Origin of the sequence: Microbacterium sp. NPDC089189, from assembly GCF_040685095.1 — a bacterium.
GTDB lineage: Bacteria > Actinomycetota > Actinomycetes > Actinomycetales > Microbacteriaceae > Microbacterium.
Window position 1 is genome coordinate 13,377 of the sequence record NZ_JBFBHG010000004.1, and the last position, 22,551, is coordinate 35,927.

Annotated in this window: 16 protein-coding genes; 7 read left to right on the forward strand and 9 right to left on the reverse strand. The window is 71.1% G+C overall.

Going from position 1 to position 22,551, the window contains the following annotated elements; translation table 11 throughout:
• Positions 1-23 precede the first annotated feature (23 nt).
• From AB0N73_RS03280 to AB0N73_RS03310, 7 genes are read left to right on the forward strand one after another with little or no spacing between them, the layout of a single operon-like run.
• Positions 24-1,322 (forward strand): ABC transporter substrate-binding protein, encoded by a 1,299-nt coding sequence (locus AB0N73_RS03280; RefSeq protein ID WP_363560326.1) that lies wholly within the window; start codon positions 24-26, stop codon positions 1,320-1,322.
• A 35-nt stretch (positions 1,323-1,357) separates the two neighbouring features.
• The gene (locus AB0N73_RS03285; protein ID WP_363560328.1) at positions 1,358-2,356 is read left to right on the forward strand and encodes a sugar ABC transporter permease; all 999 of its coding nucleotides are present in this window, start codon (positions 1,358-1,360) and stop codon (positions 2,354-2,356) included.
• The gene (locus AB0N73_RS03290; protein ID WP_363560330.1) at positions 2,353-3,228 is read left to right on the forward strand and encodes a carbohydrate ABC transporter permease; all 876 of its coding nucleotides are present in this window, start codon (positions 2,353-2,355) and stop codon (positions 3,226-3,228) included. The genes AB0N73_RS03285 and AB0N73_RS03290 overlap by 4 nt, the downstream gene beginning before the upstream one ends.
• On the forward strand, positions 3,225-5,672 hold the full coding sequence (locus tag AB0N73_RS03295) for a glycoside hydrolase family 2 protein (RefSeq protein WP_363560332.1): 2,448 nt from the start codon (positions 3,225-3,227) through the stop codon (positions 5,670-5,672). The genes AB0N73_RS03290 and AB0N73_RS03295 overlap by 4 nt, the downstream gene beginning before the upstream one ends.
• A gap of 29 nt (positions 5,673-5,701) precedes the next feature.
• Positions 5,702-6,625, forward strand: coding sequence for a 1,4-beta-xylanase (locus AB0N73_RS03300; RefSeq protein WP_363560587.1), 924 nt, complete (start codon positions 5,702-5,704; stop codon positions 6,623-6,625).
• The gene (locus tag AB0N73_RS03305) at positions 6,622-7,572 is read left to right on the forward strand and encodes a BadF/BadG/BcrA/BcrD ATPase family protein (RefSeq protein WP_363560334.1); all 951 of its coding nucleotides are present in this window, start codon (positions 6,622-6,624) and stop codon (positions 7,570-7,572) included. The genes AB0N73_RS03300 and AB0N73_RS03305 overlap by 4 nt, the downstream gene beginning before the upstream one ends.
• Positions 7,569-9,548 carry a beta-galactosidase gene (locus AB0N73_RS03310; RefSeq protein WP_363560336.1) on the forward strand — a complete coding sequence of 660 codons (1,980 nt, stop codon included), beginning with the start codon at positions 7,569-7,571 and terminating at the stop codon, positions 9,546-9,548. Before AB0N73_RS03305 ends, AB0N73_RS03310 begins: the two co-directional genes overlap by 4 nt.
• Before the next feature lie 24 nt (positions 9,549-9,572).
• On the opposite strand, the gene AB0N73_RS03315 is transcribed toward AB0N73_RS03310, so the two are convergent.
• From AB0N73_RS03315 to AB0N73_RS03355, 9 genes are all read right to left on the reverse strand, one after another.
• Positions 9,573-11,390 carry an ABC transporter ATP-binding protein gene (locus AB0N73_RS03315; protein ID WP_363560338.1) on the reverse strand — a complete coding sequence of 606 codons (1,818 nt, stop codon included), beginning with the start codon at positions 11,388-11,390 and terminating at the stop codon, positions 9,573-9,575.
• Positions 11,387-13,210: an ABC transporter ATP-binding protein gene (locus AB0N73_RS03320; protein WP_363560340.1), complete on the reverse strand. Its 1,824-nt coding sequence runs from the start codon at positions 13,208-13,210 to the stop codon at positions 11,387-11,389. Before AB0N73_RS03320 ends, AB0N73_RS03315 begins: the two co-directional genes overlap by 4 nt.
• A gap of 281 nt (positions 13,211-13,491) precedes the next feature.
• Positions 13,492-13,980: a methylated-DNA--[protein]-cysteine S-methyltransferase gene (locus tag AB0N73_RS03325; RefSeq protein WP_363560342.1), complete on the reverse strand. Its 489-nt coding sequence runs from the start codon at positions 13,978-13,980 to the stop codon at positions 13,492-13,494.
• On the reverse strand, positions 13,977-15,473 hold the full coding sequence (locus tag AB0N73_RS03330) for an Ada metal-binding domain-containing protein (protein WP_363560589.1): 1,497 nt from the start codon (positions 15,471-15,473) through the stop codon (positions 13,977-13,979). The genes AB0N73_RS03325 and AB0N73_RS03330 overlap by 4 nt, the downstream gene beginning before the upstream one ends.
• 783 nt (positions 15,474-16,256) lie before the next feature.
• The gene (locus AB0N73_RS03335) at positions 16,257-18,308 is read right to left on the reverse strand and encodes a hypothetical protein (protein WP_363560344.1); all 2,052 of its coding nucleotides are present in this window, start codon (positions 18,306-18,308) and stop codon (positions 16,257-16,259) included.
• Between the two features lie 62 nt (positions 18,309-18,370).
• Positions 18,371-19,444: a glycosidase gene (locus AB0N73_RS03340; protein ID WP_363560346.1), complete on the reverse strand. Its 1,074-nt coding sequence runs from the start codon at positions 19,442-19,444 to the stop codon at positions 18,371-18,373.
• A gap of 2 nt (positions 19,445-19,446) precedes the next feature.
• On the reverse strand, positions 19,447-20,286 hold the full coding sequence (locus tag AB0N73_RS03345) for a carbohydrate ABC transporter permease (RefSeq protein WP_363560348.1): 840 nt from the start codon (positions 20,284-20,286) through the stop codon (positions 19,447-19,449).
• Positions 20,283-21,266, reverse strand: coding sequence for a sugar ABC transporter permease (locus AB0N73_RS03350; RefSeq protein ID WP_363560350.1), 984 nt, complete (start codon positions 21,264-21,266; stop codon positions 20,283-20,285). The genes AB0N73_RS03345 and AB0N73_RS03350 overlap by 4 nt, the downstream gene beginning before the upstream one ends.
• A 1-nt stretch (position 21,267) precedes the next feature.
• Positions 21,268-22,551, reverse strand: a complete 1,284-nt coding sequence (locus tag AB0N73_RS03355) for an extracellular solute-binding protein (RefSeq protein ID WP_363560352.1) — start codon at positions 22,549-22,551, stop codon at positions 21,268-21,270.

Here is a 22,551-nt window from a genome sequence, read left to right on the forward strand (position 1 = left end):
AGACGAACCCGAGGAGAAATCACATGGCGAAGAAGGCATTGGTAGGCGTCGTACTGACGGCGGCCGCCGCGGTGGTCCTGAGCGGCTGCGCCGGCGGATCCGGCGCCGACGACCCGTCCAACACGATCGACGGCGAGGTCAAGGGCGACATCAAGGTCGTCACCTGGCGCACCGATCTCGTGTCGGACGGCACGTTCGACAAGTACGCCGAAGCGTTCAACGAGGTGTACCCCGACGTCAACGTGACGTTCGAGGGCATCACCGACTACGCGGGCGAGATGAAGACCCGCATGTCGACGACCAACTACGGCGACGTCATCGGCATCCCCGACATCCAGTCCGACCAGTACGAGCAGTTCCTGGAGCCGCTCGGGCAGACGACCGACTTCGAGGACACGTACCGCTTCCTCGGCTCCTCCGCCTACGAGGGCACGCAGTACGGCATCGCCTTCGGCGGCAACGCCAACGGCGTCGTCTACAACAAGAAGGTCTTCGAAGAGGCGGGCGTCACGGCGCTGCCCACCACCGAGGACGAGTGGCTCGACGCCCTGCAGAAGGTCAAGGACAACACCGAGGCCGTGCCGATGTACACGAACTACAAGGACGGCTGGCCGCTCACGCAGAGCTTCGGCAACCTCGGTTCGATCACCGACGACGTCGAGGCACCCGCGACCATGGCGGCCGACCCGGCACCGTGGACCGAGGGCACCGACGTGTACGCGATCGACGGTCTCCTCTTCGACACGGTCGCGGCCGGACTCACCGAGGCCGACCCGCTGACGACCAACTGGGAGCAGTCGAAGGTCGATCTCGCCACCGGCAAGATCGCGACCATGACGCTCGGCTCCTGGGCGATCTCGCAGATGCAGGCCGCTGCCGAGGACAACGGCGGATCCGCCGACGACATCGGGTTCTTCGCGTTCCCGGCCACGGTCGACGGCACGCAGTTCTCGGTCGTGGGCGGCGACTACAACCTCGCCATCAGCAAGCACTCCAAGGCCAAGGCCGCCGCATGGGCGTGGATCCAGTGGGTCGCCGCCGACTCGGGCTACACCGAGGCGCAGGGCATGGTCTCGTCGGTCATCGACAAGCCGCTCCCCGAGAACCTGACCGCCTTCGAAGAGGCCGGTGTGGAGCTCATGGAGGTCGACCGCGCGGGTGAGGCTCCGCTGCGCGAGATCGGCGACTCGGCCCAGATCGACCTGTACGGACCGCTCTACCGCCAGAAGCTCGTCGACATCGCCCGCGGCGCCGCTGCCGGCGACAAGGAGAGCGCGTTCGCCGAGCTCAACGAGAAGTGGGGCGCGGCCGTCAACGGCTGACGTACCACCCACCCCCGAGCAAGACGGAGACGATGATGGCGATTGCAACACCCGGCACGGCACCCGCCGATGGCCCCGCCGAACTGTCCGTCGCGCTGCGCTCTCGCCGGTTCCGCGGTTTCCGCCGCGGAACCGGCGACGGGCCGCACGGCGACGCACCGACGGGGCGCAAGCGCCTGCGGTGGCTGACACCCTGGCTGTTCCTGGCCGTGGGAGTCGGGCTGCTGCTGCTGTTCACCTACTGGCCCGCGGCCAACCTGGTGTACTACAGCTTCACCGACTGGGACGGCATCGACCTGACGAAGAACTTCATCGGGCTCGACAACTACGTCCGGGTCTTCACCGACCCGAGCATCTTCAACGTCTTCTTCGTCAGCCTCTACTACTTCGCGGCCACGTTCGCGCAGATGGCGATCGCGCTCTACTTCGCGGCGATCCTGAGCTTCTCGACACGCTTCTCGAACCTGTTCCGCGGCGTGATCTTCTTCCCCTACCTCATCAACGGCGTCGCGATCGGCTTCGTCTTCCTCTACCTCTTCCAGCCCGGCGGAACGCTCGACACCGTGCTCGCGTGGTTCGGCGTGGCCGACCCGCCGCAGTGGCTGGGCGACCCGAACCTCGTGAACTGGTCGCTGGCCGGCACCTCGGTCTGGCGCTACACCGGTCTGAACTTCGTGCTCTTCCTCGGCGCCATCCAGTCGATCCCGAGCGACCTGTACGAGGCCGCCGAGCTCGACGGTGCCAGCCGCTGGCAGCAGTTCTGGGCGATCATCTTCCCCGGCATCCGCCGCGTGATCGGCCTCTCCTTCATCCTCGCGATCTCGGGAGCCCTCAGCGTCTTCGAGATCCCCTTCATCATGACCGGCGGCGCCAATGGCTCCGCGACCTTCGTGATCCAAACCCTGCAGACGGCCTTCAGCTACCGCAACGTGGGACTCGCCTCGGCCATGGCCGTGGTCCTGCTGCTGATCGTGCTGGTCGTCACCTGGATACAACGCAAGGTGTTCCCCGACGAGAAGGTCGATCTGACATGACCACCGCCACCCGCCCGCCGCAGCAGTACATCGGGCGCTCCCTGGGCTCGCGCATGCGGTCCATGAGCGCCACGACGGCCAAGTACGCCAGCCTCATCATCGCGTCGATCGTGACGCTGCTCCCCCTGTCGGTGCTGCTGTTCGCCAGCCTGAAGACGGCATCCGAGTACGCCACCACCGGGCCCTTCGACCCGCCGTCCAACTGGTTCAACGTCGACAACTTCGTGACGGCGTTCACCAGCGGCAAGATGCTCGAGGGCTTCTGGAACACCACGATCGTGCTGGTCGTGTCTCTCATCGGCACGATCCTCATCGGCACGATGGCTGCCTACGCGCTCGACCGCTTCGCCTTCCGGGGCAAGAAGCTCGTCATGGGACTCTTCCTCGTGGCGACCCTCATCCCGTCGGTCACCAGCCAGGTCGCGACGTTCCAGCTCGTCAACGGTCTCGGGCTGTACGACACCAAGGCCGCGCTGATCCTGCTGTTCATGGGCACCGACGTCATCGCGCTGTACCTGTTCATCCAGTTCATGCAGTCGATCCCGATCTCGCTCGACGAGGCCGCGATGATCGACGGCGCCAACCGGTGGACCATCTACTGGCGCATCGTCCTGCCGCTCCTGCGTCCCGCGATCGCCACCGTCGTGATCATCAAGGGCATAGCGATATACAACGAGTTCTATGCCCCCTTCCTCTATCTGCCGTCCGAAGGCATGATCTCCACCTCGCTGTTCCGGTTCAAGGGACCGTTCGGCGCGCAGTGGGAAGTCATCGCCGCCGGCACGATCGTCGTCATCATCCCCACCGTGATCGTCTTCCTGCTGCTGCAGCGTTGGATCTATCGCGGCCTCACCTCCGGAGCCGTCAAGTGACTCTCGCCCCCCTGCCCCTGCCCGCCGACTGGACCCTCCGCGCGAGCGGCGGGCCCGCGCCGGAGGACGTCGCCACCGCGACCGTCGCCGCGACCGTCCCCGGGTGCGCGCACACCGACCTGCTCGCCGCCGGGCTGATCCCCGACCCGTTCCTCGACGACAACGAGAGCGCGACGGCCTGGATCGGTCTGGTCGACTGGCGGTACGAGACGACGTTCACCTGGAACGCGGACGCCGCCCAGCGCCACGACCTGGCCTTCGCCGGGCTCGACACGGTGGCGGAGATCACCCTCAACGACCGCACCATCGGCGCGACCGAGAACCAGCACCGCAGCTACCGCTTCGAGGTCTCCGACGCGCTCGTCGAGGGTGAGAACACCCTCGTCGTGCAGTTCCGATCGCCGGTGCGTCACGCCAACGCCCGCAGCGTCGAGCTGGGCGCCCGCGAGCGCCCGTACCCGCTGCCGTACGAGGCCATCCGCAAGTCGGCGTGCAGCTTCGGATGGGACTGGGGAATCGCCACCGCGACCAGCGGCATCGTCGCCCCCGTCACCCTCGAGGCGTGGAGCATCGCGCGCCTCCAGGAGGTGCGCGTGGTCGCCGCCGTCGACCAGAGCGACGCCGGCACGGTCACCGTCGACGCCACGCTCGAGCGGGCGGACGAGGCTCCCGTCGCGGTGCGCGTCACCGCGGCGGGCACGACGATCGAGGTTCCCGTGGCGGGCACCGACACCACGGCGCACGCGGTCGTGCACCTCGACGGCGTCGAGCGGTGGTGGCCCGTCGGCTACGGCGCGCAGCCGCTGACGGACGTGCTCGTCGAGCTCGTGGACGCCGACGGCGCCGTGCTCGACACCCGCGCCCGGCGCGTCGGCTTCCGGGATGTGCACTGGGACACGACGCCGGATGCGGCGGGCACCCCCTTCACGCTCGTGGTCAACGGACTGCCGATCTTCGTCAAGGGCGCCAACTGGATCCCGGACGACGCGCTCACCGTCCGCATCACGCGCGAGCGGCTGCGTCGCCGCCTCACCCAGGCCGTGGACGGCAACCTCAACCTCATCCGCGTCTGGGGCGGCGGGCTCTACGAGTCCGACGACTTCTACGACCTGTGCGACGAGCTGGGGCTTCTGACGTGGCAGGACTTCCTGTTCGCCTGCGCCGCCTACCCCGAGGAGGAGCCCATCCGCTCCGAGGTCGAGGCGGAGGCGCGCGAGAACATCGTGCGACTCGCGCACCACGCCTCTCTCGTGCTGCTCACCGGCAACAACGAGAACCTGTGGGGGTTCGAGGACTGGGGCTGGAAGCAGCGCCTCGACGGCAAGACCTGGGGCGCGTACTACTACTACGACCTGTTCCCGCGGCTCGTCGACGAACTGGCTCCGCAGGTGCCCTACGCGCCGGGCAGCCCGTTCAGCCCGGGAGGCCAGCACCCCAACGATGAGGCGCACGGCACCATGCACCTCTGGGAGCAGTGGAACCGACTCGACTGGCTGACCTACCGCGACCACCGGCCGCGGTTCGTGGCCGAGTTCGGCTGGCAGGGCCCGCCGGCGTGGACGACGCTCACCGAGTCGCTGTCGGACGCGCCGCTGACCCCCGAATCGCCCGGCATGATCGTGCACCAGAAGGCGATGGAGGGCAACGTCAAGCTCACCGGCGGCCTCGTGCCGCACTTCCGCAAGCCCGAGCAGATGCGTGCGTGGCACTGGGCGATGCAGCTCAACCAGGCCACCGCGGTGCGGACAGCTCTCGAGCACTTCCGGTCGCACTCGCCCCACACGATGGGCGCGATCGTCTGGCAGCTGAACGACTGCTGGCCGGTCACGTCGTGGGCGGCGATCGACGGCGCCGAACGGCCCAAGCCCCTCTTCCACGCGCTCCGCTCCGCCTTCGCCCCGCGCCTGGTCACGATCCAGCCGCGCGAGGGCGGCCTGGCCGCGGTGCTCGTCAACGAGCTGCGCGAGAGCTGGACCGGCGCGCTGGAGCTTCGCCGCCTGCGCTTCGACGGCACCGTGCTCGCGTCCGAGACCGTCGACGTCGACGTGGCCGCGGGCGGCACCTCGACGATCGACCTGCCCGACAGCATCCGGCAGTCCGGCGACGCGACCGCCGAACTCGTGACGGCGACGCTCGGCGGCATCCGCGGGGAATGGTTCTTCGCAGAGCCGCGCGACAGCGCCCTCGAGGCCGCGCGCGTGCAGGTGTCGGCCAGCCCCACCGCCGAGGGCAGCCTCGTGACGATCACCGCGGACAACCTCGTGCGCGATCTGACGCTGCTGGTCGACGTGGCGGCCTCCGACGCGACCGTGCTCGACGGGCTCCGCACCCTCCTGCCCGGCGAGAGCACGACGCTCGCCGTGCGCCACGGGGGCGTCGTCGCCGCCGACGCGTTCGCCCACGCGGACGTGCTGCGCACCGCGAACGAGCTGGTGGTCTCGTGAGCGCGCCCCTCGCGCTGCCGGTGCGCGGGATGACCTGGGGATGGGTGGGTCGGCGCGGCACGTGGACGACGCCCGCCGCCGCCGCGTCCCTCGACCGGATGGTCGAGCACGGCGTGGAGTGGACGGCGCTCGCCTACGCCGCGCAGCAGGACACCGCGTTCAGCACGGAGATCCACTTCCGGGACGCCCCGACCGTCACGGACGACGAGATCGTCTTCGCGATCAGGGCGGCCAAGGAGCGGGGGCTCCGGGTGTGCCTGAAGCCCGTCGTCAACTGCGCCGACGGCACGTGGCGCGCGCACATCGGATTCTTCGATCAGGACGTGCCGGGTGAGCCGACCTGGGGCGAGTGGTTCGCCTCATACCGCGAGTTCCTGCTGCACTCGGCGGCGATCGCCGAACGCGAGGGCTGCGAGATGCTCTGCATCGGATGCGAGATGGTGCGCGCCGATGCCCGCGAGGCCGAATGGCGCGCGCTGATCGCCGACATCCGGGAGGTCTACTCCGGGCTCGTCACGTACAACTGCGACAAGTACCAGGAGGACCGGCTCACCTGGTGGGACGCGGTCGATGTCATCTCGTCGAGCGGGTACTACCGGATCGACGACTGGGAGCGCCAGCTCGACCGGATCGAGCCGGTCGTGCGCGCGCACGACAAGCCGTTCGTGTTCCTCGAGGCGGGCTGCCCGAGCCGCGTCGGTTCCGCGCAGCGCCCCAACGACTGGTCGCTCGAGGGCGCGCCGTCCGGCGCCGAGCAGGCCGCCTGGTACACCGCGATGTTCGAGGCCTGCGCCACCCGGCCCTGGGTGGGCGGGTTCATCATCTGGGATTGGCCCGCCGAGCTGTACGACGAGGCAGCGGCGGCAGAGGACGACGACTACTGTCCCTACGGGAAGCCCGCCGGCGATGTGCTGCGGGACTGGTACGGGCGAGCGGGGAAGGCGACGTCGTGACGACGAGAGAGACGGTGCTGGCCGTCGATGCCGGCCAGACCGGGATGAAGGTGCGCTACCGCGATGCGGACGGGCGCGTGTGGGAGGAGACCCACGCCGGCATCCGCACGGACGGCGCCCTGCTGCCGCAGATCGCCGAGGTCGCCCGCGCCGTGACACGTCGCTCCCCCGCGCCGGGCCCGCTCACGCTGGCCGCGGGCGTGTCGGGGCTCACGTCGCGCGAAGCGGATGCCGACCAGTTGCTGGCGATGCTCCACGATCTGCCCGTGCACCGGGTGGCCCTCGCGCACGACTCGACGACCTCGTACCTCGGCGCGCTCGGCGACGCACGCGGCGCGGTCGTGGCGGCCGGCACCGGCGTCGTGACGCTCGCGGTCGGGCCCGACCGCCTCGCCCGCGTCGACGGGTGGGGGAACCTGCTCGGCGACGCCGGGAGCGGGTACTGGATCGGCCGTGAGGCGCTGGACGCCGTGATGCGCGACTTCGACGGGCGCGGGCCCGCGACGCCGCTGCGCGCCCTCGCCGAGGAGCGCTGGCCGCTGCTCACCGAGGCCTACATCGATCTGCAGACCGCTCCCGACCGCGTGCGGACGATCGCCTCGTTCGCGGCGCCCGTCGCGGCTCTCGCGGCCGCCGGCGACCCCGTCGCGCTGCGCATCACCGACCGCGCGGCCGCCGAGCTCGCGCATTCGGTGGCCACGGCACTGCACCGGGTCATGCCGGAGGGCGGGGCCCTCGCGCCGGTCTGCACGATCGGCGGGGTGTTCCACTCGCAGCCGCTCACCGAACGTTTCGCCGCGCACCTGGCGGCGAGCGGCGTTCCGGCGCAGATCGTGCCGGCTCAGGGCTCCGGCCTCGACGGCGTGGTGGCCTTGGCGGCGCTCGCGTCCGCGCATCCGCTCTCGAGTGCGATCTCGAGCGCCGCATCGATCGTGGGCGCCGCGTGAGCGGAGCGCGTCTGCTGTTCGGGGGCGACTACAACCCCGAGCAGTGGGCCGAGGAGGTGTGGGCCGAGGATCTGGCGCTCATGCGCGAGGCCGGCGTGAACGCGGTCACGCTCGGTGTCTTCTCGTGGAGCATGATCGAGGTCGACGACGACGTCTGGGACTGGGACTGGCTGGACCGGGTCATCGCCGGGCTCTCGGATGCCGGTGTCGGCATCGACCTGGCGACACCCACCGCGGCGCCGCCCATCTGGCTCCACCGGGCCCATCCCGAGATCATCCCGGTCGACCAGCGCGGCATCCGGTACCACCAGGGCGGCCGCCTCGGATGGTGCGCCTGCCAGCCGGCGTGGCAGCACTACTCGACCCGCATCGCCCGGAAGCTCGGCGAGCGGTACGGATCCCACCCCGCGGTGTCGATGTGGCACGTGAGCAACGAGATCGGCGGCGGCAACCGGCTCTGCTACTGCGACCGCTCCAGCGAGGCCTTCCGCGCGTGGGCGCGCGCCCGCTACGGCACCATCCAGGCGCTGAACGATGCCTGGGGCACGGCGTTCTGGGGTCTTCGCTACCGCGACTTCGACGACCTGCAGGCCCCCCTCGCCGCGGAGTCCGGCCAGGGTCCGGCGATCCGCCTGGCCTTCGACCGCTTCAGCTCCGATGTGCTCGGCGACCAGTACCGGCGCGAGCACGCCGCGTTGCGCGCCGCCGGCGTGCAGACGCCCATCACGACCAACCTGATGCTCACCACCGGCGGCAGCGTGGCCGACTACGTCGATTGGCTGCCGGAGCTCGACATCGTCGCGATCGACCACTACACGCGGTCCGCCGACCCCCGCCGCGAGGGCGAGCTCGCCTTCGTCGCGTCCCGGGCGCGAGGCCTGGACCGCACCCGCCCGTGGTTGCTCATGGAGCACGCCGCGGCGGCGGTGAACTGGCAGCCGCGCAACGTTCCCAAGCCCGAGGGCGAGGTGATCCGGCACGCGCTGCAGCACATCGCGCACGGTTCGGACGGCGCCCTGTTCTTCCAGTGGCGGGCATCGACGGCAGGCGCCGAGCAGTACCACGCCGGTCTCGTCCCGCATGCGGGACGCGAGACCCGCCAGTGGCGAGAGGTCGTGGCACTGGGCGGCATCCTCGACCGCATCGGCGAGGTGGCCGGCAGTCTGGTCGCTCCCACCCGCACCGCGATCGTCGCCGACATCCCCGCCAAGTGGGCGTGGGAGGAGGGCGACAGGCCCGTGCACGACTTCGCGATCGACCGAGCGGGTCGCCACTGGCACGAGGCGCTCGCGGCGCGCGGCCTCGCGCCCGACGTCGTGCCGCTCACCGCCGACCTCGCCGCGTACGACCTGCTCGTCGTGCCGGGGCTCTACGCCATCTCGGATGCGGACGCCGCGGCGGTGGCGCAGGCGGCCGAGGCCGGAGCGACCGTCGTCGTCGGCTACCTGTCGGGCATCGTCGACCCCGAGAACCGGGTACGCCCGGGTGGGTACCCGGGCGCGTTCCGGGAGCTCCTGGGCGTGTTCGGCGAGGAGTTCCATCCGCTCCTGGAGGGCGACGCCGTGACGCTCTCGAGCGGTGCCGTCGCCGAGACGTGGACCGAGCGCATCCGCACGGTCGACGCCGAGACCGTCGCGACGTACACCTCGGGTCCGCTCGCGGGGCTTCCGGCGGTCACCCGTCGGCGCGTGGGCCGCGGCTCGGCCTGGTATGTCTCGGCCGATCTGTCTTCGGGACTCGACGAGCTGGTCGGCCGGATCGTGACCGACGCCGGCGTGACGCCGGATCTCCCCGTCGTCGACGGGGTCGAGAGCACCCGGCGGACGGACGGCGACCGCACCTGGCTGTTCCTCATCAACCACAGCGGCCTCGACCGGGACGTTCCCGCCGACGGCGTCGAACTCGTCACGGCCGAGACCGTCTCCGGCACGGTGACCGTGCCAGCCGGTGCCGTTCGCGTGGTCCGCGAGAACTGAGCTCTCGCGGACCACGCGGCGGGGTCAGACCAGCGACTCCCGCCAGGCGGCGTGCAGCTGCGCGAACTTGCCGGTCCCGGCGATGAGGGCGTCCGGGGTGTCGTCCTCGATGATCCGGCCGTGCTCCATCACGAGCACGCGATCGGCGATCGCGACGGTCGAGAGCCGGTGGGCGATGATGATCGCCGTACGGTCGGCGAGCAGCGTGCCCAGCGCCTCCTGGATCTGCCGCTCGCTCGGGATGTCGAGCGACGCGGTGGCCTCGTCGAGGATCAGCACCGCGGGGTCGGCCAGGAACGCACGGGCGAACGAGATGAGCTGACGCTGCCCCGCCGAGACGCGACCGCCGCGCTTGTTGACGTCGGTGTCGTAGCCGTCCGGCAGGCGTTCGATGAACGCGTGCGCGCCCACCGCCCGCGCGGCCGCCTGGATCTCGTCGAACGTGGCATCGGGCTTTCCGAGCGCGATGTTGTCGGCGACGGTGCCGCTGAACAGATACGCCTCCTGCGTGACCATCACGATCGCGCGGCGGAGGTCCTTCGGATGCAGCCGCCGCAGGTCGACGCCGTCGAGCGTCACCGCGCCCGCCGTCGGGTCGTAGAACCGCGAGACGAGCTTGGCGAGGGTCGACTTGCCCGCCCCCGTGGTGCCGACCAGCGCGATCGTCTGCCCCGCCGGGATGTCGAGCGAGAAGTCCGGCAGGATGATGCGGTCGTCCGAGTAGCCGAACCGCACGCCGTCGAAGCGGATGCCGCCGCGCGCCTCGCGGAGATCCTCCGGGTCGGTCGGGTCGGGCACCGTCGGCTCCTCCTCCAGCACGCCCGACACCTTCTCGAGCGCCGCGGTGGCGGACTGGTACGAGTTGAGGAAGAACGCGACCTCCTGCATGGGCGCGAAGAAGTTGCGCACGTACAGCACGGCCGACAGCAGGAAGCCGAGGGTGAGCGCGCCGTCGACGACGCGGAGCCCTCCCCAGAACACGACGAGCGCGAGCGACACCGACGCGACGGCCATGAGCCCCGGCTCGAAGATCCCGAAGAGCCGGATGGAGCGCATGTTCACGTCGCGGTACTGGTCCGACAGCGCGCCGAACTCGTCGTCGTTGCGCGGCTCCTTCCGGAAGGCCTTGACGGCGCGGATGCCCGTCATCGTCTCGACGAACTTGACGATGACCTGCGCGCTGACGACCCGCGACTCGCGGTAGACGACCTGCGAGCGCCGGTAGAACCAGCGCATGAGCAGCGCCAGCGGCAGGCCCATGACCGCGAGGATGACGCCCGACTGCCAGTCGAGCAGCAGCAGGGCGATGAGGGTGAAACCGCCGTAGAGCAGACCCGAGACGAGTTCGTTGAGACCGCCGTCGAGCAGCTCTCGGATGGTGTCGAGATCGCTCGTCTGACGCGAGATGATGCGCCCGGACGTGTAGGACTCGTGGAACTCCAGGCTCAGCTTCTGCGTGTGCAGGAAGATGCGCTTGCGCAGATCGATCATGACGGCCTGCGTGAGCCGGGCCGCGACCACGGCGTACCACCCGATGAGGGCGGCACCGCCGATGCCCGAGGCGAGGTAGACGGTCACGACGAGGATGGTCGGCATCCAGTCGGTCTGGTCGATGACCGCCGGCAGGGCGTTCGAGATGCCCCATCCGACGAGCGCGGGTCCGGCGACGCGGAGCGCGGTCGACACGACCAGCACGAGGGCGGCCAGCAGCAGCTGCCACCGCAGCGGCGACACCAGGGTTCCGAGCAGGCGCAGCGACCGGCGGCGGATCGACCGGCTCTCCTCGCGGGTGTAGTCGGAGCGGTCCTCGCCGCTGGTTCCGGAGACGGTTGCCGAGCTCACAGCCGCACCTCCCTCTCGCGCTGACGCGCCTGTTCGTCCTCGAGACTCGAGATCACGTGCCGGTAGTGAGCATTGGTGCGCAGCAGCTCGGAGTGCGTTCCGACCGCCGTGACGCGGCCCTCCTCCAGCAGCGCCACGCGGTCGGCGAGCGTCACCGTCGAGGGACGGTGCGCCACGACCAGCGCGGTCGTCTCGGCCAGCACGACCCGCAGCGCCTCTTCCACGAGCGCCTCCGTGTCGACGTCGAGAGCCGAGAGCGGGTCGTCGAGCACCAGCACGGCGGGCCGCGCGGCCACGGCGCGTGCCAGCGCGAGGCGCTGACGCTGGCCGCCCGAGAGGCTCAGCCCCTCTTCGCCGATGACGGTGTCGAGCCCCTTCGGCAGGTCCTCGACGAACGAGGCCTGCGCCACCTGCAGCGCTTCGGCGAGCACCGCCTCGGCTTCGGCGGATCCGGGTACGAGGTCCTCGCGTCCGAGCAGCACGTTGTCGCGCACGGAGGCGGAGAAGAGGGTCGCGTCCTCGAACGCCATGCCCACGTGACGGCGGAGCTCGGTGAGGCTCAGCTCGCGCACATCCACGCCGTCGAGCAGCACCCGCCCGCCGGTCACGTCGTACAGGCGTCCCGGCAGCGTGGTGAGGGTGGTCTTGCCCGATCCGGTGAGCCCCACGAGCGCCATGGTCTCGCCCGGGCGCAGCACCAGGTCGATGCCGTCGAGCAGATCGCGATCGCCCGCGGGCGCATCCTGGTAGCGGAAGTGCGTGCCCTCGAAGGTGAGCTCGCCGCGCACCTCGGTCAGGGAGACCGGATCGGCGGGGTCGGTGATGGTGTTCTCCTCGTCGAACACCTCGAAGATGCGGTCGGTCGCCGTGCGGGCGTCGACCAGGAACGAGAACAGGAAGCCGATCGACTCGACCGGCCACCGCAGGATCGTGGCCATCGCGAAGAACGCGATGAGCTCGTCGACCTGCACCTGCCCGGCCTGCGCCAGGTAGATGCCGGTGCCGAGGCACAGCGCGAAGGCGATGTCGGGCAGCAGCACGAGCCAGAACCAGATCCAGCCCACCGCGTACGCCTTGCGCATCTCGGTCTGGCGCAGCGTCTCGGCCTGCCGGGTGAAGTTCCCGAGGGCGTGGGAGCCGCGGCCGAACGCCTTGAGCACGCGGATGCCGTGGACGCTCTCCTCCACGGCGGTCGCGAGGTCGCCGGCTTGGTCCTGGCTCTGACGCGACAGCATCCCGTAGCGCTTCTCGAACAGGAACCCGGCGATCCACAGCGGCATCGAGCAGACGACGAACACCGTGCCCAGCAGCCAGTGCCAGCGGAAGAGGATGACGGAGCCCACGACGATCGTGATGACGTTGACGACCAGCAGCACCAGCCCGAATGCCAGCCAGCGGCGGATGAGGCTGATGTCCTGCATCATGCGGCTGAGCAGCTGGCCCGACTGCCAGCGGTCGTGGAAGGCGACGGGCAGACGCTGCAGCCGCGCGTAGAAGCCGGTGCGCAGCTCGTACTCGACGTGGGTCGAGGGGGCGAGCACGAACCAGCGGCGCGCCCACACCATGAGCGCTTCGAGCAGGCCCAGTGCCAGCACCGCGGCGGCGCCCCACGCGATGAGGCCGGCGTCACCCGAGGAGATCGGACCGTCCGGGCCGACGATCACCTCCAGCACGAGGGGGATGCCGAGGCCGAGGAGGGCAGCGATCAGCGCGCTGACGAAGCCGAGCACGAGGCGCGGCAGCACCGGGCGGGCGAACGGATAGAGCCGCGCGAGCGAGCGCGCGGTGGACAACGGGGGGCGAGAGGGCGTGACAGTCATGATCCTCGACGAAAGCGACGGGCGAGAGCACGCGGGCGACGACGTCGCCACGCGCGGCGAAGGGGGGATGCGGCGCGGGGCCGGCGGCTAAGAACGGCGGGCGAGGGCCGGAAGCGAGGCGGGAATCTTCATGGCGACGATGGCCTGATGCATGTCTTCCTCCTCGACGTGACGGGCCGCCGCCGCGGATGCGACGTCAGCCCTCCAGCTTACGGCTGGGTATTCGCTGAACACAACCACGGGCTCGACGATCTTCTTCCCCGGGCGCCGGGGCAGGCAGCTCAGGCGGCTTCGCGGGCGAGCAGGCTGCGCTTGACGTCGAGACCCCAGGCGAATCCGCCCAGTGTGCCGTCGGTGCGCAGCACGCGATGGCACGGCACGAACAGGGCCGGGGCGTTGCGGGCGCAGATGGAGGCAGCCGCGCGCACCGCCGTCGGCTGCCCGAGCGCCGCCGCGAACCCGGTGTAGGTGAGCGGCGCGCCCGGGGCGATCGCGCGCAGCGCCGCCCAGCCGCGCAGCTGCAGCGGCGTACCGCGCTGCGCCACCGCCACCGTGTCGATCGCCGCGACGTCGCCGTCGTAGAACGCGATCGCGGCCTCCGCGGCCGCCGTCTCCCCCGGGCGGATGTCGGTCGGGCGCCGGGTGGGATGAAGGCGCTCGAGGATCGTCGCGGCGTCGGTGGTCCAGCCGGACGCCATGACCCGGCCCTCGTCATCCGCCAGGATCGTGAACGGGCCGTCCGGCGTCTCGATCGTCTGCAGAGTGCTCATGGGGTCTCCTCGAGGAGGTCGATGCGGGCGGTGGTACGACGGCTGACGCGTCGGGTCGGGGGTGCGGCGCGCCAGAGATGCGCTGTCAGGTAGCTGCGCCAGGGCGCGGTGCGCGATGCCCAGCGGTCGAGGTCCGCGGCGTCGCCCGGCAGCCCGATCGCCGCCGCACCGTTGCGGACCGCGACGTCGCCGGGCAGGAACACATCCGGATCTCCCAGCACCCGCATCCGCACGTAGTCCGCCGTCCAGGGTCCGATGCCGGGCATGGCGAGCAGCGCCTGCCGCTGCGTCGGGCCGTCGTCGCCGGCGGTGAGCGTGAGCGTTCCCTCAGCCAGGGCTGCCGCAGCACCGCGGATCGCCCGGATGCGCGCCGCGGGGCCCCGGAGGACCTCGTGCCCGCGCTCGGCGATCGCCGCCATCGTCGGGAAGAGCCGCTCGGCCCCCTCGGCGATGGTCGTGGGCTCGCCGAGGGCGGTGGCCAGCGAGGTGAGCGCCGTGCGCGCCGCCGCGACCGTGATCTGCTGCCCGACCATCGCGCGGATGAGCATCTCGTGGGGATCGATCGCGCCCGGCACGCGGATGCCGGGAAGCGCTGCGACGGCGGGGGCGACCTCGGGGTGGGCGGCGAGCGCCTGGTCGACGGCGACGGGGTCCGCATCGAGGTCGAACAGCCGGCGCGCGCGGCTGATGAGGGCGGGCAGGTCGCGCAACTGGCTGAGTCGCGTGCGCATCCGGATGCGGCCGACCGCATCCTGACGCAGCTCGAACCACGCCGGGCCCGCGGGCAACTGCACGGTGCGGGCGAACGAGGTGGCCGTCGCCGTCTCGACGCCGTCGAGCGCGCGCACCGACATCCACGAGAACAGGCCCGCGGCGTCGAGCGCCCCGCGGTGGGGCAGGATCAGATCGATCGCGCCGGCCGCCGGCTCACCCCCGGACCGACGGCGCGCCCGCAACTGCAGCGGGGTCATCGCGAAGACGTCCTGCACGGTCTCGTTGAACTGCCGCACGCTCGCGAAGCCGGCGGAGAACGCCACCTCGGCGGCCGGCAGGTCGGTGCCCACCAGCAGCATGCGGGCCGTGTGCGCGCGGTGGGCACGGCTGAGGGCGAGCGGACCCGCGCCGAGCTCGGCGGTCAGCAGGCGCGTCAGGTGCCGGCTCGAGTACCCGAGCCGGGCCGCGAGCCCCGTCACCCCGTCGCGCTCGATGACCCCGTCGGCGATGAGGCGCATGGCCCGCGCGGAGATGTCGCCGCGCAGATGCCAGGCCGGCGAGCCGGGGGCGGCTTCGGGCAGGCAGCGTTTGCAGGCCCGGTACCCCGCCTCGTGCGCGGCGGCCGAGGTCGCGAAGAACGACACGTTGCGCGCCAGCGGCGTGCGCGCGGGGCAGCTCGGGCGGCAGTAGATGCCGGTCGATCGCACCGCCGTCACGAACTGTCCGTCGAAGCGCGGGTCGCGCGACTGGATCACGCGATACCGCTCGTCGAAGGTCATGCTCGGCAGGCTCACCTCCCCAGCCTGACACGCCCCTCCCCCACTCGCTCGCGGAAATCGGACATGACGGTGCGGTGGGTGGGGTGGCCGGGCTGGGTGGGGTGGCCGGGCTGGGTGGGTGGGGTTCCCCATCCGCACAACGGCGGACGCCCACCCCGACACGCCGCCTCCGGCACCCGCCCCACCGGCGTGTCGCGATCCCCATCCGCCGTTGTGCACGGACGGGGTCGCCCGGCGACCGGAACGAAGCGGGATGGGGCGGGATGGGGCCGGGCGGGGCGGGGGCCGGATGGGCGACGGACGAGGCGACCGAACGGGAGGCCGGGAGGCGCCCTCATCCGCACAACGGCGGATGAGGCGACCGACACGCCGACCCCGACACCCGCCCCACCGGCGTGTCGCCGGCCCCATCCGCCGTTGTGCACGGACGGGGTCGCCAGGCGACCGGAACGAAGCGGGATGGGGCGGGACGGGGCCGGGCGGGATGGATGGATGGGACGGGAGGAGGCGGGATGGGTGGGCCGGGGGCCGGACGGGTCTACGAGGCGACGAACGGGATGCCGGGAGGCACCCTCATCCGCACAACGGCGGATGGGGGCGGCCGACACGCCGGCCACGACGCCCGCCCCACCGGCGTGTCGCCGGCCCCATCCGCCGTTGTGCACGGATGGGGTGGCCAGGGGACCGGATCGGGGCGGGATGAGGCCAGCCGGGCGCCCGACACGAGAACCGGACGGGGCGGGCGGGCGCCCAACGGCGCCACGCCCGCCCGGATGTGTCGGGTCAGCCCTCGGCGATCGCGAGGCCGCCGGGAGGCAGCACGATCGTGCACTCGCCCGTCGCGGCGAGGACACCGGCCAGCTCGCCGCGCGCGTCGTAGACCCGCACGGTGACGGCGGCGCCATCGACCCCGATCGTCGCCGGCTGCGGCAGGGCCGCACTGGAGTGCACGAGATCGCTCACCCCGCCACCGCCCAGTTGCAGGCGCGACACGACGGGACGCACCAGCAGGGCGTCGAGGGCGAGCGTGCCGTGGCGCACATCGACGCGCAGCTCGTCTCGGGTGGCGAGCACGGGCGCATCGAGCGAGCGCGGACGCAGCACGCCGGCGGTCGGGGAGATGCCCTGGGCCGGTCCCACGTCGTTCAGGAGTCCCACGGGCAGGCGCCCGCTGCGCCAGGTCGAGATGCTGCGTTCACCGGGCTCGGCCCAGACGACCGGCTCGACCCATCGCCGCGTCGCGTCGGTTCCGATGTCGAAGACGGCGTGCTCCCCCGCCCCGAGGGTGAGGGCGTCGCCCGACCAGCTGGACTCGCCGGTCCAGGACTCCGGGGTCGTGATGTCGCCGTTCGTCTCGATCGCCGCCTCCGCCTCGACGAGCTCGAGCCCGTCGCGGTCGGTGATCTCCGTCACGGCGACGGCGCGCGCCGCCACCTCCGGGTGGGCATCCAACGCGAGCATCGTGAGGAGGCCGTGGATGGCGGATTCGGCGCCGCTGTTGCGATTGACCGTGCCGTCGGTCTGCAGTCCGTCGAAGGTCACGCCCGTCGCCGGGTCGTACATCACGGCCCCGGCGTGGTTCGCGCCGAAGAACCAGGCCGCCTGCATCCCTGCGAGCGCGGTGAAGGCCTGCGACCCGGTCGCATCGGCGACGGCCAGCAGCGACTGCACGCGCGAGTCGGCACCGTAGGCGATCTGCACCCGATCGGTCGGTGACGGGTACCAGCCGTTGTCGGGGCCGCCGGCGGTCAGCAGTGTCGGTGTGAACACCGCCGCATCGCGCCGGGCGGGCTCGGCCAGCGTGGGATCGTTCAATGCCGTGGATGCGGCCGCCAGCGCCGCGGGCGCCTGCGACGCCCACGCGTGCCACATGGTCGGCGACTGCGCCCACGGCAGCACCGCCTGGTACGGCCACGCGCGCGCGTCGCCCGCCGACATCGCGGCGATGCCCTCGGCGAGCTTGCGCAGCGCATCGGCCGCCACGGTGTCGTCGGGGCGGGCCGAGACCCGCGCCGCGAGCCCGAGGGCGGCTTCGGCCGAGGCATCCGCGCCGTCGACGATGAGCCAGGCGGGGACCCGCACGCCGTCGGCCTCGGTCCACTGCCCGTACCGGACGAGGCTCTGCCGCTCGACGGCGCCCAGAGCCAGCGCCAGACGTTCCTCGAGGAACGCCGCGAACGCGGGATCGGCGTCCTGGAACGCCGCATACCCCTCGCCGAGCGCCCACACCGTGCGCGCGAGCCAGTACGAGGCCCCGGAATCCGACGGGTCGGGCAGCTCGATCGGCTCGGCCGACGGGTTGAGGGTGCCGTCGGGCTGCATCCACAGCACGACGTTGCCCGCGTTCGGGCCGTCCGTCGTCTGCAGGTACGCCGTGGCGCGCAGCAGCTCGTACGCCGACGTGCGGCTGCTCTCGGCGCCGGTCTGCTGCCAGTGCCGCAGGTAGACCACCGCGGCGCGCGTGATGTCGTCCGCGTTGTAGGCGCCCTGCTCCCAGTACCCGGTGGCGGGGTCGAGCGGGCCGCCGCCGACGCGTTCGAACGTGCCGCCGTCGCGGGCGTCGGCATAGGTCCACGGCAGCGTGAGCTCCGGCTCCTCGGCGAGACGGTAGGTCGTGTGCCCGGGCACATCCGCCGGCGGCGTCGCCTGGTCGAGCAGGAAGTCGAGGTGGTCGAGGTTGGTCAGGGGCGCGGCCGGCGCGCTCGTGGCGGGCGCGGTACGGGACGTCTCTGCGGATGCGGCGTGCGCGGGCACGGCGACGCCGAGGGTGAGCGCGAGCGCGGTGGTCCCGACGAGTGCCGAGACGCGCGCACGACGGTGTGCGAGCGAGAACATGGGGTCCTTCCGGGGGGATGGGGCCGGCGCGCCGCGATCCGGGGATGCGGCGCGCCGGGCGGTCAGGTGTCGGTTCGTTCGAGCAGGGCCACGCCGATCTTCGAGTCCGCCATGCCGTAGAAGACGAAGTGGCGGCCGTCGATCTCCTCGATCGCGGTGGGGAAGACGACGTTGGGCACGATGCCGCTGCGTTCGTCGGCGGTCTCGGGTGCGAGCAGCGGCTCCGGGGTGCGGGCGAGCACCCGGCGCGGGTCGTCGGCGTCGAGCAGCAGCGCACCGGCGGCGTAGTTGACCTTCTGCTGCTGCGAGAACGCGCTGTCGATCACGCCCGTCACCCCGTGGTGCAGCACCAGCCACCCCTCGGGGACACGGAGCGGGGGCGGCCCGCCGCCGATCTTCAGCGCCTCGAACGGGAACTCCGGCCCCGCGACGAAGTGGTGCTGCTCCCACAGCGCGAGGGCGGCGACATCCGCCTGCACGGCGTCGAGCGGCACGTAGCTGATCCAGATGGACTGCCGCTGATCGGTGACCCCGGCCGGCACGCGCACGCCCTGACCGGGGCGCGTCTCGCCGAGGTCCCACATGGGCCGGTGCAGCACCGCCAGGGCGGCGCGGCCATCGGGGGCCGTGACGGGCTCGGGGAAGAACACCGTGTCCTTGTTGTGGAACAGGTTGAGGTCCATGTCGAGGTCCTCCTGGTACCGGAAGAGCGCGGGGCCCAGCCGGCGCCAGTCCCGCAGATCCTCCGACACCGCGATGGCGGTGCGGGGGCCGAGCGGGCCGTACGCCACGTACGTCATGACGTGCAGCCCGAGGGCGTCGATCCACGTCGTGCGGGGGTCCTCGACGCCCGCGTTGCCGACGCCGCGCTCCCATCCCCGGTCGGGTTCGAGCACGATGCCCTCGCGTTCGACGGCCACGGGCGCACCCTCGGCCACGACGACGCGGGCGATGCCCACGCGCGACACGTTGCCCTCGGCGACAAGTCGCGGCAGCAGGTAGAGCTCGCCGTCGGGGCCGCGTCCGGATGCGGGATTGAGGACGCCCTCCGCCTCGCGGGCGTCGGTGGGGTCGGGCGTCATCACGATGCCGACGCGGGTGAGCCGGTAGGGGATGTCGGTGGGAGATCCGGTCATGGTCAACCTTTCACTGAGGAACCGAGGTCATTGGTGGTGAAGTACCGCTGGAACAGGATGAACAGCAGCACCGCGGGGGCGGCGAGCACGACGGCGCCGGCCATCATGGCGCCGAACGGGTTGGAGGTGGACGCCGCGACGTTCGAGATGAAGTTCGCCAGCGACACGGCCAGCGGCTGCATCGAGGCTTCCTTCGTGATGAGGAACGGCCAGAGGAACTCGTTCCACGGACCGATGAAGGTCAGCAGCACGACCGTGAGCAGCGCCGGGCGCACCAGCGGCAGGGCGACGCTCCACAGCAGCCGGAACTCCCCCGCGCCGTCGATACGGGCGGCGTCGAAGAGCTCCCGCGGCACCTGCAGGAAGTACTGCCGGAAGATCACGACCGCGGTGGAGTTGATGAAGAACGGCAGGATCATGCCCAGGTAGTTGTCGGCGAGACCGTAGTCGCGCGCGATCATCACGTAGAGCGGGATCATCAACAGCTGGAACGGCACCACCTGCACGAGCAGCGCGAGACCGAAGACGAATCCCCGCCCGCGCCAGTGCAGCACCGCGAGCGCATAGCCGGCGAGGGTTCCGAACACCACCGTGCCGAGGATCACTCCCCCGGTGAAGATGCCGGAGTTCGCCAGCCCCTGCAGCAGGTTGATGCGGTCGTTGATGGACGTGTAGTTGTCGAGCGTCAGGTTCCCCGGATTCGGGAAGGCACCGGCGATCGACGGATCGACGTCCTCCTGCAGCGATCCGACGATCATGTACCAGAACGGGAAGAGGAAGACGAGGGCGCCGAGGCTCAGCACCACGTAGAGGGCGGCTTTGCTGCCGAGTGCGCGTCTCATCGTTCCTCCCCTCCGACGAAGCGACGTTGGATCGCCGCGATGATGAGCACGAACAGGATGAGGATGACGCCGATGGCGGCCGCCACATCCGGGTTCCCCTGCTCGATTCCCTTCTGGTAGATCAGCAGCACGGGCGACGCGGAGGCGCCGTTCGGGCCGCCGCCGCCGGTGAGCAGGTAGGGCTCGGTGAAGAGGTTGGCGCCGGTGATGGTGGCCAGCAGCACCACCAGCAGCGTCGCGGGGCGCACTCCCGGCACGGTGACCGAGAAGAACTGGCGCAGGCGCCCGCCGCCGTCGACCGAGACCGATTCGTACAGCTCCTTGGGCACGTTCTGCAGGGCGGCGAGGTAGAGCAGGATGTAGAACCCCAACCCCTTCCACGTGACGAAGAACGCGATCGTCGGCATCGCCAGCGCGGAGTTCACGAGCCACGACGGCTGCGGGGCGAGGGGCCCCAGCACCGTGTTGACCAGGCCGCCGCCGGAGAAGAGGAAGAGCCACACCGCGACGACCGCGACGGATGCGGTGACGTAGGGCACGTAGTAGCTCACGCGGAAGAAGGTGCGGGCGTGCACGACCTTGTTGAGGGCGTTCGCCAGCACGATCGACAGCACGACGGTGAGCGGCACGTTGATGATCAGGAAGATCCCGACGTTGCCGAACGAGCGCCACACGGCGGGGTCGTTGATGACGGTGACGAAGTTGTCGAAGCCCACGAACGGGGTGTCGACATCCGCTCCCGGCGCGGCGAAGAAGAAGTCGTGGAACGCCATCCACACCGCGAACACGACGGGGTAGGCGAAGACCACGATCACGAAGATCAGGTACGGCGCGCTGAGGAGGATGCCGAAGGGCTGGGCCCCGAGGATCCGTCGCCGCGTGCGACGGCCGCCGGCGGCGCGCGGATCCTCGCCCGCCCGCCCGGGGCGGCCGGGTTCTCTCCCGGCCCGCCCCTCGACGCGCGGTGCGTCGGTGGTCATCTCATCCCTCCGCGGCGAGGCGGTCGACCTCGGCCGCGGTGTCGGTGAGGAAGGCGGCGATGTCGCCGTCGCCGAAGATGACCGCCTCGGAGTAGCCGTTGCGGAAGGCCTGCCAGATCTCCACGGAGTTGGCCACGTTCGGCACCTCGACCGTGCGCGACGCCTGGTCGCCGAACTGCTCGTAGGCCGGGTTCTCGGCGAAGAATTCCGGGTAGGTCTCGGTGAGGTCCTGTCGCAGCGGCATCTGTCCGGTCTCGGTCAGCCACGCGCCGTCCTGCTCCTCGCTGGTGGCGAACTTCAGCACGTCCCAGGCGGTGGCCTGGTTGTCGCACGCGGTGAACATGCCCACGTTCTTGGCGTCGCTGAACGTCCAGGTCTCGTCCGCCGGAGTGCCCGCGCTCGTGGGCACCGGCACGGCGCCCCAGTCCACGTCGTCGCCGTACACGTCGATCGCCCACGGACCGACGATCGCCATCGCGGCATACGCGTCGGCGAACGCGTCGCCCTGGTACTGCTCCTGACCGGCCAGCTGGTCGGCGTAGATCGTGCGCCAGAACTCGGCGACGCTCTCACCGGCGGCGTCGTCGAAGGTGGCGGTGCCGTCCTCCACGAGTTGCGTCCCGCCGGTCTCGGCCGCGTAGAGCGGGTAGAAGTCGAACCACGACTGGAAGAACTCGCTCGTCGGCGCGGGGTTGATCGCATAGGGCGCGACGCCCGCATCCTTCAGCGTCTGCGCCGTCTGGAGGAAGTCGTCGTAGGTCGACAGCGCCGGGTTCTCGGGGTCGAGGCCGGCCTGCGCGAACAGCGCCTTGTTGTAGAAGATCATCACCGGGTTGGACTTCCACGGCATCTGGTAGAAGTCACCGTCGGCCGAACGGTACTGCTCGGCCAGCTCGCCGCTGCGCGCGGTGATGTAGTCGTCGCCGTCGGAGAACGACGACAGGTTCACCAGCCCGCCCTGCTTCTCAAACTGCGGCACGGCCGCGGGCGACGTGTTGAAGATGAGGCAGGGGGCGTTGCCGGCGGCGATGGCCGCCCCGATGACCTCCTCGCTCGAAGATCCGGCGGGGATCTCCTGCGCCGTCACCTGCTCATCGGGGTTCGCCGCGTTCCAGGCGTCCACCATCTGCTCGCCCCAGGCGATCTCCGACTCGTTGTTCGAGTACCAGATGGTGATGTCGCCGCGACTCTCGCTGCCGCCGTCGCTCGACCCTCCGCCGCCGCAGGCGGTGAGGGCGAGGATGCCGGCGGCCGAGGTCGCCGCGATGAGAATGCGTCGTCGCAT